Raw genomic sequence first — 14,293 nt, forward strand, 5'->3', positions numbered from 1 at the left:
CACTACGTTCAGAATGACAGTTTTTTAGGTGCGAAGCAATAGAGAACCATGCAGGACAGCTCTGTATCCAACGAGATTGCTTCGTGCCTCGCAATGACAAAAAATCGATAAAAGTAAACCATAAACAACCAATTATCATGCTACTTAAAAACACATTTACCCACCACGTACATTTTTGGTTAAAGAACCGTGGCGACCGCGAACTCCTTATTGAAGGTTTGCATGCTTTGGCACCCATTACCCATATCCGCGAATACCATGTGGGCATACCTGCCGATACCTTTGGCGATGTGGTAGACCGCAGTTATGATGTTTCGCTGCTGATATTATTTGACGATATCGACGCTCACAACGCCTACGATGCAGACCCAATCCACCAGGTATTTGTAGAGAAATATGCTAAGCCACTTTGCGAAAAGATTGTAGTAGCCGATAGCGTAAACGCTTAAGTTTTCATTTATTTTCAGAAACCGTGCAACGTTTGTAAGAGGCTTGCGTCTAATAGCTAAAATAGCATTAACACAATTAACTATTCACCATGAGAACACTAACCAAAATTACACTCGTAGCTGCTTTACTTGCAGGCAGTACTTATACCACTTTCGCTAAAAACAGCCATCATACTGCCGTATCAAAACCGGCACAGGAAACTGAAGACCGTCACCTTTCGGGTTTTACAGCCGTTGCGGTCGCGGGTTCTTACGATGTATTTATTACCCAGGGTTCTACCGAATCGGTTAAGGTTGAGGCGCCATCTGACATTATCGGCCGTATTATCACCGAGGTTAAAGATGGTGTGCTGAAGATCTACTCAAAAAATGACGGCAACAATGGCTGGAATTGGAGCGGTAATAAAAAATTGATCATTTATGTAACTGCCAAAACCATCAAAGCGGTAAGCCTATCAGGTTCGGGCGATGTATACTTTAAAGATGGCATAAAAGGCGACGACCTGGAACTGAAAGTAGTAGGTTCTGGTGATATCGCTGGCAAGGTAAACGTTAAAAACCTGGAAAGCAGCGTATCAGGCTCAGGGGACATCAAACTATCTGGTTCTGCCGAAAATTCTACCGTGAAAGTAGTTGGTTCAGGCGATTTTACCGCAGGCAGTTTGGTTACTTCATATACTATTGTTAAGGTAGCCGGCAGCGGCGATGCAAGGGTAAATGCCAGCAAAAAGATCGAAGCTTCGGTAGTAGGCAGCGGCGATGTGCATTACACCGGCAGTGTTAAAGATATCTCCACCTCTAAAGCAGGCAGCGGCGATATCAGCAGGTTTTAACCTGATCTATCTCAATTATATAATTATGTAGAAAGGGCGCCGGGATCAATCCCGGCGCCCTTTCAATTTGCTGTAAAGTTTGCTTTAAAACCTTGTATACAATACCGCCTGCAATACGTGGTTGGTTACCCCGCTGGTGGCTTGCTTGGTGTATTGGTTTAAGTATCCTGCTTCAATATCAAGGCCTTTGTTAAGGCGGTAACCGAACGCTACGTAGGCACGGTTTTGATCAAAGAAATGGTTGTTCACCTTGTGCTTATTCTGCACGTTGGCAAATACCTCGTTTTGCAGGGCCAGGAAATGGCCTTTGGTGAATACCGAATCTTTTTTGAACGGTACAACCGCCCTTACGAAATAACGGAAACGCTGCGAAAAGTAGCTGTCGTTACGGTTGGTGGTATTGCCCATGTAGCGTTGCTCTAACCTGAAACGGTGCGACACCGCTGTATTTGCCCCCACCTTATGTACCAATGTAAATTGCTCCCAGCTGCGGTGCTCGGGGCGGAAGGTTTTATCATCAGTAGCGGTGCGGCCATGGGTAGCTATGTAGGCATAACCGGCACTGGCAAACTTGTTTTTATTAAAGTAGTAATTCACCTGCGGGCGGATCAATATGTTCCGCAAGTAATCGGCATGGTTAGCCGAACGGAATTGCACATCGCCGCCTACACCCCAGTGTTCTGATAGTTTTTGGTTATAGAACCACGCACCCCACAGGCTATATTGTGTGCTTTGCGCAAACAATTTGCCGCTGCTTACAAATAATGTTAAGGCGAGTAAAAATAGTTTAAGAGATATTTTCATGATTTAGGATATGGTAAAATTGCGTTAGTTCTTAAACTTTACAAGCGTTTGCCTGCCCAGGTCAACCGTTACACGGAAAGCCTGCTGGTTATCGTTCAGGTGAGCGGGCGACTGGTGGAAACTGAATATGAACTGCCCTTTAACCCTTTTGAACAGGAATGGGGTAATAATAACATCGAGCCTGTTATACATTTTGCGCGAGTAGTACGAATCGCCATAGATAACGAAGTTGCCCTGGCCTGCATAAAATTCATCATACAAGGCAATACGTTTGTAGCTGGCATAGGCGCTGGCCACAAAACCTGTAGGTTTTTGAAAGCCGCTCAACCCACGCTGGCGTTCCAGTGATAACATACCACCGGCCTCAAAGGTTAATGAATCTATCTTGCCACGGTGACTCAGATCAAGCCCGAGGCGGACTTGCGCGCCTGCGTTATCCTGTATCGGTTTTTCGGGGTCGTATACCTCGGCGCCTGCATCGTGCAACATCACAAAATAATGGGCTATATAAAACGGACCGTTAACGGCCGGTTTGTACTTACCCGCAAACCCGAACAGGAACTGCTCGCGGTCGGTAAGGGTTTGGCGGCTTACCCAATCAAGCCAAATGGTTTCGGTAATGTGCTCATTGTGGAACTGGGTGAGCAAACCCTCCACGTTGGGGCGGTAGTAACGTAAAGTATCATTTAATAAAGCACGCGGGTAATTGCTCAGCACGCCCTCGCGCGGAAACATACCGGCATCAAACGTCCAGTTTTTGCTGTGGTAATTGTAGTAAGCAACGGGATCTACCTTTAAAAAATAAGGCTTGGCACCAAACTCGTGGATGCCGTTTATACCCACCACAAAACGGTTAACACTGTCAATATTCAAGCCGAAATCGAGCGCCAAACGGGTACCCGAATAGGTGCGTGAACGTTGCAGAAAAACCTTGTATTCGCGGTTATCTAAAAAGCCGAGGCCATTAAAATTTATATCGAGGCTTTGTGCCATAGCAGTGGCACCGGTAAGCAGCAGCAGCGTGAAAAGCAGGTATATCTTTTTATACATGCCGCAAAGGTATCTTTATTCTACCGAAATATTAATAACCCTGCCGTTTTTACTCCCCTGAAATGGGCCTGTACGCAGGGAGAACATGAGGTCGTAAACACCCTTTTTATCGGGTGCGGTAAGGTTAAACACGTAGCTGGTGGTTTCGCCCGGTTTAAGGTTGATGTTATGAAAATCATCTCCGGCAGGTTCAACCTTTACTTCCGCGTCGCCCTGCACAAAGCAGGCCTCTAAAAACACGTGCATTTTATAGCCCGTATTGGTAAAGCTGATGCGGTGGTTATAGGGGTTGGTAACCGATAGTCTGATCTGAAATTGTTTACCCGGCGATGACACCATCTTTTTAATGCCTGATACAAAATTCACCTTTTGGTAGGTGCGCACATCATCAACCCAAACACCAAAATAATCGCCATCGGCAGTTTTAATGGTATCTTTTGTAATGCCGGGCATAGGGCTCGATGCCAGGTAGTAAACCCGTTTATGCTGTATGCTGTCTTCCAGCGGCCAAATCTCAAACTGGGTTAGGCGGTAGTAGCGCGAATCATACGAGAAGCCTTTCAGCGTATTGGTGTAAAAGTTATAACGCGCGGGTTCCTGAAAACCGGTATTCATCACCAGATAATTATCGCCTACTTTTTGGTGGATGGTTTGCGCCCATTCCTTTTTATGAAAAAAGCGATCCATAGCCGCGATGTGCTCCACAAAAGGCAGCGACGACAGCACCAGTAGCCTGATGGTAACCAAAATGGCCATATTGGCGATAGCTACACGATTGAACCAGGCCGGTACTTTGGCATCCTGCCCAAAACGGATCATCACCAGTAAAACAATAGCGGCTAAAGCAATGATGGTCCATTGCGGTTGTACTTCGCCACGTATAGAGGTAATTAAAAAGAAAAGGATAATGCCAATGGCGTTCACCAGCAAAACACGGGTAAAGGCATCCTTTATTCTAACGGTGGCGCTCTTGTAAAACAGGAACCAGCCAATAAGCGGCCCCGCCATTAAAGTTTGCGACAGGAAGTAAACCAGCGTATAATCGATCTGGTAACTACGCGCCGATCTGTCGGACAGGTGATAGGCCAGCGAAGGGTAATCGTTATTCACCTGCCACATAATATGCGGAAGATACAGCCCTGTTGCCAGCAGCACAATTACCCAAAACGACCAGCGTGTTAGTATTTTGATATTGGCCAGCACTGTAAAGCCTATCAGCAATACGGCATGGTATTTACTGTACAGCAGGCCACCTACAACCAAGCCTAATATAATGGCAGGCAGCAGTCCGTCTTTCGCTAAATATTTACGGTAGAAATAAAAGAACAGCACGGTAAAAAACAGCAGCGGCCCATCGGGTGTGGTAATAAAGCCGTAGATGTGGAAAGTGAATATACCGCCGGTGATCAGGATAAAACGCAAAGCATCGACATTGTATTTTTTAGCGATACGCCACAGCAGGTATAATGATGCCGTACTGGCCAGTATGTTAACCAGGCGCAAACCAAACTCGTTATGAACAATGCTATCGCCCAGGCGGATGAACATGGCTACCATAGGCGGATGATCGAAATAACCCCAGGCCGGCAGGCGCGAGTACATCCAGTAATAAGCTTCGTCGGGGTGTAATTGCAGGGTGCAGGCCTGTACAATGTTCAGGAGGGTCCAGCATGATAAAAAGTACCATATCAGTTTTTCCTGATCTGCCGGTTTATTAACAGCCGTTGCCTGCATGTATTAGTTGATAGATAATTACGGTGTAAAGGTATAATAAAACCTATAATAACCCGCTTTTAAACAATTTGATAACAAGGGTAACACTGTGTAAACAACTTGATAATTGCACTAATAACCTTACTTTAGCACCGTTAAAACAATACTGTTACACCCATGCTGCGAGCCATTGAAATACTGCAAAAACCACGTTTATACGTACTCAATATTTTAGAGAATTATACCGTTGAACAACTTAACGAAGTGCCCGCGGGTTTCAACAACAACATCATCTGGAACCTTGGCCACATGGTTGCCGCCCAACAAGGTATATGCTATGTACGTACCGGCGTACCCATTTTGATTGAGCAGGATTTTTTTGACGCCTACAAACCCGGCACCAAACCCGAGCGGTTTGTTGATGCCGATGGCATAAAACATATAAAAGGCCTCATGCTATCTACCTTGGAGCAACTGGAGCAGGATTATACCAATCAAATTTTTAAGGAGTACACACCGGTGGTTACCCGCTACGGTGTTGAACTGGGTAATATTGATAACGCTATTAACTTTTTGCCTTTTCATGATGGCCTGCACATTGGCTACATCATGTCGATACGGAAGGTGTTAACAAAGTAAGCGATGATCTACTTTAAAAAAGTATACCTGAACGACACAGGCGAAAAGAAGGCCGTAGAACGGGCCATGCGCAAGTTCGCGCTGAAAAGCCCGCCTTCTATTGATTTCAGCGGATCGAGCCATGAGGGCTCGGGCAAATTGTTTTTAGGACAGGATGGCCGCGATGATATTAAATTTACCCGTATCCGCTACCTGGTAGAGAATTATCTACCCAAACTTATTATCAGTCTGCCGAAAAGCGAAACCGAAAATTATTACAAGGTGCGCTACAGCATCATGTCGACTGTATTCTTCTGCCTGCTTTCGGCCGGATTTCTGCTGGCCATCGCTTCGGTATTAATGAATAAGAACCGCCCGGAAAACGCGTTGATCCCTTTCGCGTTCCTGGCGTTGTTTATTTTGTTTACCCGTGTAGAGATGAATTTTATTGATCGTGATATAAAGAAGGCGATGGGTTTAGCGAAGTAAAGGGCGTTGTCTAAAAACGCGTTTTATTGGTCGAAGCAATCTGAGGCTCTTTTATGTAAGGGTTGTGCTATACTCAATGTTAGTCTGCTCTTGGGCGCAGGGCCCCATTACTTTTGAGGGCAAAAGTAACAAAACCCTTGTCCAGCAAAAAGGCTTCTTTGCCGCACAAGGCCTTCACCCTGCAAAGCAAGTGGAACGATCAGGGCTGGAACTTTTGCCCCTTGCTTCGCCGCTCACTTCCACTCCACATGCAACAAGTTCCTATGCCCGCCAACGCTCAGTCCTTTAATCGTTCCACCCGCTTTCGTCCGAAGCTGCTTGCTGACGTAAAGTGCAAAAGCGGTCTTCGGCCTTTTGCTTTTCCCTTTCAGCTTTAACCTTTCTCCTTTCAGCTTTAACCTTTTTCCTTTCAGCTTTAACCTTTTCCCTTTCGGCCTCCCCTTTTCCCTTTCAGCTTTAACCTTTTTACTTTCAGCGTACCCTTTCGGCTTTCTTTAGCAGCTGATAATGTTTAACTTTGCCAACCATAAAATACACTACTATGCAATATGATGTTATCGTAATAGGTTCGGGCCCGGGTGGCTATGTAGCCGCAATACGCAGCGCCCAACTGGGTTTAAAAACAGCTATCGTTGAAAAATATAATACCCTTGGCGGTACCTGCCTTAATGTAGGCTGTATCCCGTCGAAGGCCCTGCTTGATTCATCAGAGCACTACCACAACGCTGCCCACGCGTTTAAAACACACGGTATCAATTTAGATAACCTGAGCATTGATTTTGGGCAGATGATAAAACGTAAGGAAGAAGTGGTTAATGCCAATACCAGCGGCATCACCTACCTTATGAAAAAGAACAAGATCGATGTATATACCGGCGTTGGTTCTTTTAAAGATAAAAACACTATCATCGTTACTAAAAGCGATGGTACTACGCAAGAAGTAACCAGCAAAAACGTAATTATCGCTACCGGTTCAAAACCATCGGCATTGCCATTTTTACCTGTCGATAAAAAACGCATCATTACCTCAACCGAGGCATTAACTCTCAAAGAGATCCCTAAGCATTTGGTGCTTATCGGTGGTGGTGTTATCGGATTGGAGCTGGGTTCGGTTTACGCCCGCCTGGGTTCAAAGGTATCGGTAATTGAGTTTATGGACGGCATTATCCCAACTATGGATAAAGGCCTGGGTCGTGAGCTGCAAAAGGTATTGCAAAAACTGGGTATGGAGTTTTACCTGGGGCATAAAGTAACCGGCGCTACTGTAAAAGGTAAAGAGGTAACCGTAAGTTTTGATAGCCCTAAAGGCGAAAAGAAAGAACTTAAAGGCGATTACTGCCTGGTAGCTGTTGGCCGTATTGCTTATACTGATGGTTTAGGTTTAGATAAAATTGGCCTTACCGTTGAAGAACGCGGCAGAAAGATCACCGTTGACGAACACCTCGAAACCAGCGTTAAGGGCGTATATGCCATTGGCGATGTTATTAAAGGCGCCATGCTTGCCCACAAGGCAGAAGACGAAGGTACTTTGGTAGCCGAAATTATTGCTGGCCAAAAACCGCACATCAATTACAACCTGATACCGGGCGTAGTATATACCTGGCCTGAAGTTGCCAGCGTTGGCCAAACCGAAGAGCAGTTGAAAGAGGCAGGCGTTAAATACAAAACAGGATCGTTCCCATTCAAAGCCAGCGGCCGTGCACGCGCCAGCGGCGATTTGGATGGATTTGTGAAAGTATTGGCAGATAGCACTACCGACGAAATATTAGGTGTACACATGATCGGTCCGCGTGCTGCGGATATGATTGCCGAGGCCGTAATAGCCATGGAATATCGTGCCAGCGCCGAAGACGTAACCCGCGCCAGCCACGCCCACCCTACCTATACCGAAGCCATGCGCGAAGCATGCTTAGCGGCAACGGAAAACAGGGCGATACATATATAATTCGGATTTCGAATTTTCGATTTCGGATTTTTAAATCTAAAAACATAGCAAACCGCAACACGGTTTGCTATGTTTGTTTATACACATATACACAACCGCATAATAAATTCGAAATTGAACATTCCAACAAAGCAATGAACATATTAATTAACATAGCCACATTAATAGCTACCATCGGGCTGATGGAGTTGCTTTCGTGGGCGATGCATAAGTATTTATTTCATGGGCCGTTGTGGTTTATTCATAAAACGCACCACCAGCAAAGGCATGGCTGGTTTGAGCTGAACGATTTGTTTAGCATCGGCTTCGCGGCTTTAGCCTTATGGCTGATGTGGCTTGGCCATCTTACTTTAGATTATCGCTTTTGGATAGGTACGGGCATCAGCATTTACGGCATCATCTATTTCATCTTTCACGATTGGTTTATCCACAACCGTTTTAAGGCTTTCAAAAGCAATAACCGCTACCTGATGGGTATTCGCCGAGCGCACAAAATTCACCACAAATCAACGGAGAAAAATCCTTCGGAAGAGTTTGGGTTGCTGGTGGCTAATAAGAAGTGGTTTAAGCAGTAGCCGTCTGCTTATCTATTTGTCTTGCTTCTTGGGCCACAGCTTGTCAAAAAGTTTATTAGTTGATTCAAAAAAGTTTTTGTTGAACACAGGTACAGCTATGGTGCCGGTTTTAACATCGTATATAAAAGGTATCGTACTATCTTCCCCATCGAATTTTTTGTCACGATTGGTATCTGCCCTGGCACTGATAAGGATTTTACCTGTTTGGCGGGTAACTTTCCAATTGGTTACATGGTAGCCATCGGGCGAGATCTGCCTGAAATTATTTCCCGTTTTGTTTGATATAAACAGGTATGATGGATCTTCAAGATTCAGCTTTCCGTCTTTATTATAATCTGTAACTTTCACATCGTAATAAATGAGCGTATCCTTATCAGTTATCGCATCCTCATCTAAAAAGCTGTACGACTCGATACTCATTTTACGGTCGGCACTAAGCAGGTGATACTCTTTTGTTTCGGTATTGTAGAAAGTTATATTCCAGTAATTATATCCTCCTGAACGCTTTGATGAAGAATATTCGTCATACTCCGCTTGTTTTTCATCGAGCGAAAGCGGGTACATAACATACGCCGAACTATCAATTTGGATGCCCGCGGTAGTAAAGGTTTCTACGGATAAACTGTCGGGTATAACCTCATCGTGCGAAGGCCGATCAGCCACATCAGATTCTTTTTTATCAACGCAGCTTGCTAAGCAAAAGGTTATCAGGATAAAGCAGAATGCAATATTTTTCATAATGGATAAAGGTTTAGTATGGTGCAATTTAGCATTTAGAGGCGTCAATCTATCTGTTGTTACATTTATAAATAAAGATTATCGATCCTTCGGAAAAGTTTGTCTTTTCGCCACTGCACAGATATTGGTTAATTAAAGTTCATTGCTGAATGTTTTTATACTTTCTGAAATATCTTTTCTTGCGGGAGCAATTTCAGCTGAAAGTGCTAATACCTCGATCGCAAATTTTTTGTAGGTTAACCCGATTTCCTTTTTTCCTTCTTTTTCATACCCGGCTCCATATTCATATGCAAGCTTGCCTATATCATAAAGATCTTCAACAGTGAGTGCTTTTATTTCGTTTGACGGGTCTAACTCAAACGCTTTATAGATATCTTTTTTCCCTTCAGTAACACGTCCCAAATTTATCTTACATAAGCCTCTTTCCTGGTAAAGAACCGCCATCGCAGAATCGCCATGAATGGCTATATTATACCAGTGAATTGCATCCTCAAATTTCTTTCCCCAATACAAACTATGTGCTAATGCACTTTTAGCTAATAAATGTGATGAATCAATTTTTAACGTTTCTCTGAATTTTTCTATAGCCAGATTGTTCGTCTCTGTTGCTTTAACTTCATCACCTTTAGCCGCCTCTTCAGCCGCATTCAACGAAAGTGTTACCCCTTCATTAAATATTTTGAATGCTTTTTCTTCTTTAGTTTGTGTACATGAGAAAATGGCTAACGATAAAAACGCGATAAGTAGTTTAGGTTTCATAAGCCTCGTATTATGTTTTTGTGATATAATAATAGAAAATTTTATTCAGCGTGCTATTATATTAATTACGAAATTCGCCCCTTGTACCCGAAATTACTGCCATGCTGCAAATCCAACAAAACGTATCCCTTAAAAACTTTAACACCTTTGGTATTAAAACCTATGCGAAATACTTTGTAGAGATCAATCATGAAGATGAGTTGCAGGAACTGTTTGCCGATCCGCAATGGTTGCAGGCTGATCGTTTGGTTTTGGGCGGCGGCAGCAACATGCTCATGGTAGCCGACTTTAACGGACTGGTGATCCGCATGAATATTCGCGGTATCGAGCATCGCATCAACCACAACGAGGTATTTGTAGAGGCCGGCGGCGGCGAAGTATGGAACGCCCTGGTGAATTACGCTGTCGACCACAGTTATGCCGGTATGGAAAACCTGAGCCTTATCCCCGGTTCGGTTGGCGCATCGCCCATACAAAATATAGGAGCCTACGGCGTGGAGCTGAAAGATGTATTTTACAGCTGCCATGCCTTTGAAATAGCCACAGGCACATTCCGCACGTTTACTAAAGAAGAATGCAAGTTTGGCTACCGCGAGAGTGTTTTTAAAACCGAGCTGAAAGGGCAATATATTATTACATCGGTAAAGTTCCTGTTATCGCTTCAGCCTAACCTTAATTTAAAATACGGCGCTATTGAGCAGGAGCTAAACAACCGGGGTATTACCGCGCCTACTATTAAAGAGGTATCGCAAGTGGTTGCCCACATCAGGGTATCAAAACTGCCCGACCCATCAACTATTGGCAATGCAGGCAGTTTCTTTAAAAACCCGGTGATTGATGTTGATAAGTTCGATGTGTTGAAAACTAATCACCCCGATGTGGTGAACTATCCGGCGGGCGAAGGGTTAGTTAAATTAGCAGCAGGCTGGCTAATTGAACAGTGCGGCTGGAAGGGCAAAGTGGTAGGCAATACCGGTACCTGGAAAAACCAGGCGCTGGTGCTGGTAAACCACGGCGGCGCTACCGGAGAGGAAGTGTATGCTTTTTCGTCGCAAATCATAGACAGTGTGTATAGTAAGTTTGGCGTTCAACTGGAACGCGAGGTAAATATTATTGGCCAATAAACTTTCGTTAAAGTAAACTTTGTAAAAACACGCTACTTAAAGCGGTCTTTCTAATGCGGTTTTAATTAAGTTATAATTAAAATTCTGCTAATGTGTACACTTTTCTGCCTATCAATACACCCTGTATTGCACTAATTACCCGTTATATTATCTAAATATTAACTGCAATGCGTGTTTCATTATAAAATGCGCTGTTTTAAGGCCAAATAAAGCCAATTATTTAAAGTTTGGCAAAGTGGTATCATAATTGCCTTAACTCAATCACATAAACACTACTACTATGACAAAGATTGAGTTTAACACTCTGGTATTACGTCAAGCAAGTTCATTAAGGTCTTATGCGCTACATTTTACCCATGATGCTGACGATGCCAACGACCTGGTACAAGATACCATGCTGAAAGCCATAACTTATTACAACAAGTTTAAAGAAGGTACAAACCTTAAAGGGTGGTTATACACAATCATGAAAAATACTTTCATTAATAACTACCGCAGGTTTGTAAAAATGAGCACGTTTGTAACCAAGTCTGATGAGATATCATCACCAAACCTGGTTTTCAGCTCAACAAAAAATCAAGGCGAATCAAAATTTGTGATGGACGATATCAAAAAAGCTTTAGACAAATTGCCTGAAGATTACTACGTACCATTCACCATGTACTTTGAAGGCCACAAATACCACGAAATTGCCGATCACCTGGATATCCCGATCGGAACAGTAAAAACCCGTATCCACGTGGCACGCAAGCTGTTAAAAAAGAACCTTAAAGCATATGATAATGGCGTAACCAAAGCCGTTTATGCCGAAATTGACTAATCAAGACAATTAAACTCAACATATATAGTAAAAACCCGCCCCACAAGGCGGGTTTTTACGTTTGGGGTTATCCAATACTTGTGCACTTTCCACTGGAGATGCCATCTATTTATTAAATTATAAATGGGTAAATCCTTGCCCTGGAGCATAGTTGTCGATTTAAGCGTTAAAGCAAAGCGCATAATCAACTCACCCGGTCTACGCTTCGCTGGACCGCCCTCTCTGCGGCTTTGCCGTAAAGAGGGCTGGATGAAAAATAAAAACGATTTTAAAAACCCCTCTTTCCGCTTGCGGAGAGAGGGGTGACGAGCGAAGTGATGTCGGGGTGAGTTGATGTGACGCTATAACGTTTACTTTTTCAGTATTGATCAGTTCTTACTTGACACCTCATTGCTCCATTTGGCGTTTTCCGTCAGCAAACAGCTTCGGCCGAAAACGGGCAGAACGATAATGGCCCGGTGCGTAAAGGCGGGCATAGCGAACTTGTTGCATGTGGGCGGAAATGAGTGAGGGGGCAAAAGTTCCAGCCCTAAGTTCTGCACGATTTGCAGGGGAAGGCCTCGTGCGGCAAAGAAGCCTATTGCTGGACAAGCTTTTTGTTACTTTTGAGCTCAAAAGTAATGGGGCCCTGCGCCCAAGAGCAGACTGACGTTAATCTTAGCACAAGCAAATCCTAAGTAGAGATTGCTTCGTTTCTCGCAATGACGTGATTACATAAAAGTAGCAGAAAAACGCGACGAGATTGCTTCATTCTTCGCAATGACAATTACGTACTAAGCACCCGAACCCCGAACCTGGATCCCGGAACCTCATAACCTACAACCGTTCTACTTCTCCGGCCACAACTTGTCCTGAAATTAATGCAGGCGGCACACCCGGTCCCGGTACGGTAAGCTGACCGGTGAATAGTAAGTTTTTGATATGCTTCGCCCGCATGGATGGCTTCAAAAAAGCCGTTTGCGATAGCGTGTTGGCCAGGCCGTAGGCATTGCCTTTGTACGAGTGGTAATCGGCTTTAAAATCATTCATGGCGTAGCTGCGTTTCACTACGATGTTGTGGCGGATGGATTGGCCGGTAACATGTTCAAACCGCGCGAGCATCAGGTCGAAATACTTTTCACGCATGGCGTCGCTGTCTTGCAGACCAGGGGCCAATGGCATCAGGAAGAACAGGTTTTCGCCACCTTCGGGAGCAACGGTATCGTCGGTTTTTGAAGTACACGATACATAGAACAACGGTTTCGACGGCCATTGCGGCTCGGTGTAGATCTCGCGGGCATGCTGCTCAAAATCTTCATCAAAAAACAAATTATGATGCTCAATGCCCTCCACCCTTTTGTTGGTGCCAATGTAGAATAACAAACTCGATGGCGACATGGTGCGGCTATCCCAATATTTGCCGGTATAGTTTCTATAAGGTTCGTCAATCAATTGCCGATCTACGTGCTCATAATCGGCCCCGGCAATTACCACATCAGCTTTAAAATCACCTTGGGTAGTAGCTATATTGGTTACAGCTTTATTCTCTATATGCAGTTTGGTAACCTCGGTATTCAGGCGGATATCAACGCCCAGCTCTTCGGCTATGCTCACAATGGCTTTAACAATTTCGTTCATGCCGCCCATGGGGTACCATGTGCCGAGGGCAAGGTCGGCATAGTTCATCATGCTGTACATGGCCGGGGTATTTTGCGGGGTAGCGCCTAAAAACAAAACGGGAAATTCCAGTAATTTAATGAGTTTCGGATTTTTAAAATACTTGCGCACATGTTTACTCATGCTGGTAAGCAACTGTATGCCGAAGCTTTTTTTGATCAGGTTAAGATCGAAATATTCGGTAAAGGAATGCGACGGACGAAATACATATTCGCCCATGCCCACTTTATATTTGTATTCGGCCTGGCTTAAAAATTCGCGCAGGGCTTTGCTGCTGCCCGGTTCCAGCTGTTCAAAAACAGTTTCAATGGCCGCCATATCCGCAGGAACATTCAGCACATCATCCTTCCCAAAATAAACACGATAGCCCGGGTCTAGGCGTTTGAGGCTGTAATAATCGGCAGGCTTTTTACCAAACAAGGCGAAAAAGTTCTCGAACACATCGGGCATCCAGTACCAGCTTGGCCCCATATCAAACCGAAAGCCATTCTGCTCCCAGATACGGGCCCGGCCGCCCGGCTGATCGTTCTTTTCCAGTACGGTTACCTTATGCCCCTGTTTGGCCAGTACGCAAGCTGCCGAAAGGCCTGCAAAGCCCGAACCTATTACTACAATGTGTTTATTGTTCATCACCACTAATTAACCCAAAGTAAGCAAATTGTTTCACTGTGGTAAAAAACAATGCCGCCCTTATTTTGTAGTTTTGAACATAACCCGTGA

14 protein-coding genes are annotated in these 14,293 nt (G+C 44.4%); 8 read left to right on the top strand and 6 right to left on the bottom strand.

Annotated features, from left to right (window positions below; translation table 11 throughout):
* The first annotated feature begins 137 nt into the window (after nucleotides 1–137).
* Nucleotides 138–449, top strand: coding sequence for a Dabb family protein (locus ABD894_RS14305; protein ID WP_345211729.1), 312 nt, complete (start codon nucleotides 138–140; stop codon nucleotides 447–449).
* An 89-nt stretch (nucleotides 450–538) separates the two neighbouring features.
* On the top strand, nucleotides 539–1,282 hold the full coding sequence (locus ABD894_RS14310; RefSeq protein WP_345211730.1) for a head GIN domain-containing protein: 744 nt from the start codon (nucleotides 539–541) through the stop codon (nucleotides 1,280–1,282).
* An 84-nt stretch (nucleotides 1,283–1,366) separates the two neighbouring features.
* Here ABD894_RS14310 and ABD894_RS14315 read toward each other — a convergent pair whose 3' ends face one another.
* Genes ABD894_RS14315 through ABD894_RS14325 form a run of 3 tightly spaced genes read right to left on the bottom strand, consistent with a single transcriptional unit; the run spans nucleotide 1,367 to nucleotide 4,870 of the window.
* The gene (locus ABD894_RS14315) at nucleotides 1,367–2,086 is read right to left on the bottom strand and encodes a DUF2490 domain-containing protein (RefSeq protein ID WP_345211731.1); all 720 of its coding nucleotides are present in this window, start codon (nucleotides 2,084–2,086) and stop codon (nucleotides 1,367–1,369) included.
* A 24-nt stretch (nucleotides 2,087–2,110) separates the two neighbouring features.
* Nucleotides 2,111–3,136 carry a hypothetical protein gene (locus tag ABD894_RS14320; protein WP_345211732.1) on the bottom strand — a complete coding sequence of 342 codons (1,026 nt, stop codon included), beginning with the start codon at nucleotides 3,134–3,136 and terminating at the stop codon, nucleotides 2,111–2,113.
* Between the two features lie 15 nt (nucleotides 3,137–3,151).
* The gene (locus ABD894_RS14325) at nucleotides 3,152–4,870 is read right to left on the bottom strand and encodes an ArnT family glycosyltransferase (protein WP_345211733.1); all 1,719 of its coding nucleotides are present in this window, start codon (nucleotides 4,868–4,870) and stop codon (nucleotides 3,152–3,154) included.
* 156 nt (nucleotides 4,871–5,026) lie between these two features.
* Here ABD894_RS14325 and ABD894_RS14330 point away from each other — a divergent pair, with 156 nt between their 5' ends.
* The 4 genes from ABD894_RS14330 to ABD894_RS14345 all read left to right on the top strand — a co-directional run bounded on the left by ABD894_RS14330 (nucleotide 5,027) and on the right by ABD894_RS14345 (nucleotide 8,476).
* On the top strand, nucleotides 5,027–5,488 hold the full coding sequence (locus ABD894_RS14330; RefSeq protein ID WP_345211734.1) for a DinB family protein: 462 nt from the start codon (nucleotides 5,027–5,029) through the stop codon (nucleotides 5,486–5,488).
* 3 nt (nucleotides 5,489–5,491) lie between these two features.
* Complete coding sequence (locus tag ABD894_RS14335) at nucleotides 5,492–5,956, top strand: hypothetical protein (RefSeq protein WP_345211735.1); 465 nt, start codon at nucleotides 5,492–5,494, stop codon at nucleotides 5,954–5,956.
* Between the two features lie 541 nt (nucleotides 5,957–6,497).
* Entirely contained in the window at nucleotides 6,498–7,901 is a 1,404-nt protein-coding gene (gene lpdA, locus ABD894_RS14340) for a dihydrolipoyl dehydrogenase (protein ID WP_345211736.1), read from the top strand.
* A 134-nt stretch (nucleotides 7,902–8,035) separates the two neighbouring features.
* Nucleotides 8,036–8,476: a sterol desaturase family protein gene (locus tag ABD894_RS14345; protein WP_345211737.1), complete on the top strand. Its 441-nt coding sequence runs from the start codon at nucleotides 8,036–8,038 to the stop codon at nucleotides 8,474–8,476.
* Between the two features lie 12 nt (nucleotides 8,477–8,488).
* Here ABD894_RS14345 and ABD894_RS14350 read toward each other — a convergent pair whose 3' ends face one another.
* Together ABD894_RS14350 and ABD894_RS14355 are read right to left on the bottom strand one after the other, a co-directional pair.
* Nucleotides 8,489–9,214: a hypothetical protein gene (locus tag ABD894_RS14350; RefSeq protein WP_345211738.1), complete on the bottom strand. Its 726-nt coding sequence runs from the start codon at nucleotides 9,212–9,214 to the stop codon at nucleotides 8,489–8,491.
* Between the two features lie 132 nt (nucleotides 9,215–9,346).
* Nucleotides 9,347–9,973, bottom strand: a complete 627-nt coding sequence (locus tag ABD894_RS14355; protein ID WP_345211739.1) for a hypothetical protein — start codon at nucleotides 9,971–9,973, stop codon at nucleotides 9,347–9,349.
* Between the two features lie 101 nt (nucleotides 9,974–10,074).
* On the opposite strand from ABD894_RS14355, the gene murB reads away from it, so the two are divergent.
* On the top strand, nucleotides 10,075–11,097 hold the full coding sequence (murB, locus tag ABD894_RS14360) for a UDP-N-acetylmuramate dehydrogenase (protein WP_345211740.1): 1,023 nt from the start codon (nucleotides 10,075–10,077) through the stop codon (nucleotides 11,095–11,097).
* Nucleotides 11,098–11,377: 280 nt separating this feature from the next.
* On the top strand, nucleotides 11,378–11,917 hold the full coding sequence (locus ABD894_RS14365; protein ID WP_345211741.1) for an RNA polymerase sigma factor: 540 nt from the start codon (nucleotides 11,378–11,380) through the stop codon (nucleotides 11,915–11,917).
* A gap of 816 nt (nucleotides 11,918–12,733) precedes the next feature.
* On the opposite strand, the gene ABD894_RS14370 is transcribed toward ABD894_RS14365, so the two are convergent.
* Nucleotides 12,734–14,203, bottom strand: coding sequence for a phytoene desaturase family protein (locus ABD894_RS14370; protein ID WP_345211742.1), 1,470 nt, complete (start codon nucleotides 14,201–14,203; stop codon nucleotides 12,734–12,736).
* Nucleotides 14,204–14,293: the final 90 nt, after the last annotated feature.

Source organism: Mucilaginibacter gynuensis, assembly GCF_039541195.1.
GTDB lineage: Bacteria > Bacteroidota > Bacteroidia > Sphingobacteriales > Sphingobacteriaceae > Mucilaginibacter > Mucilaginibacter gynuensis.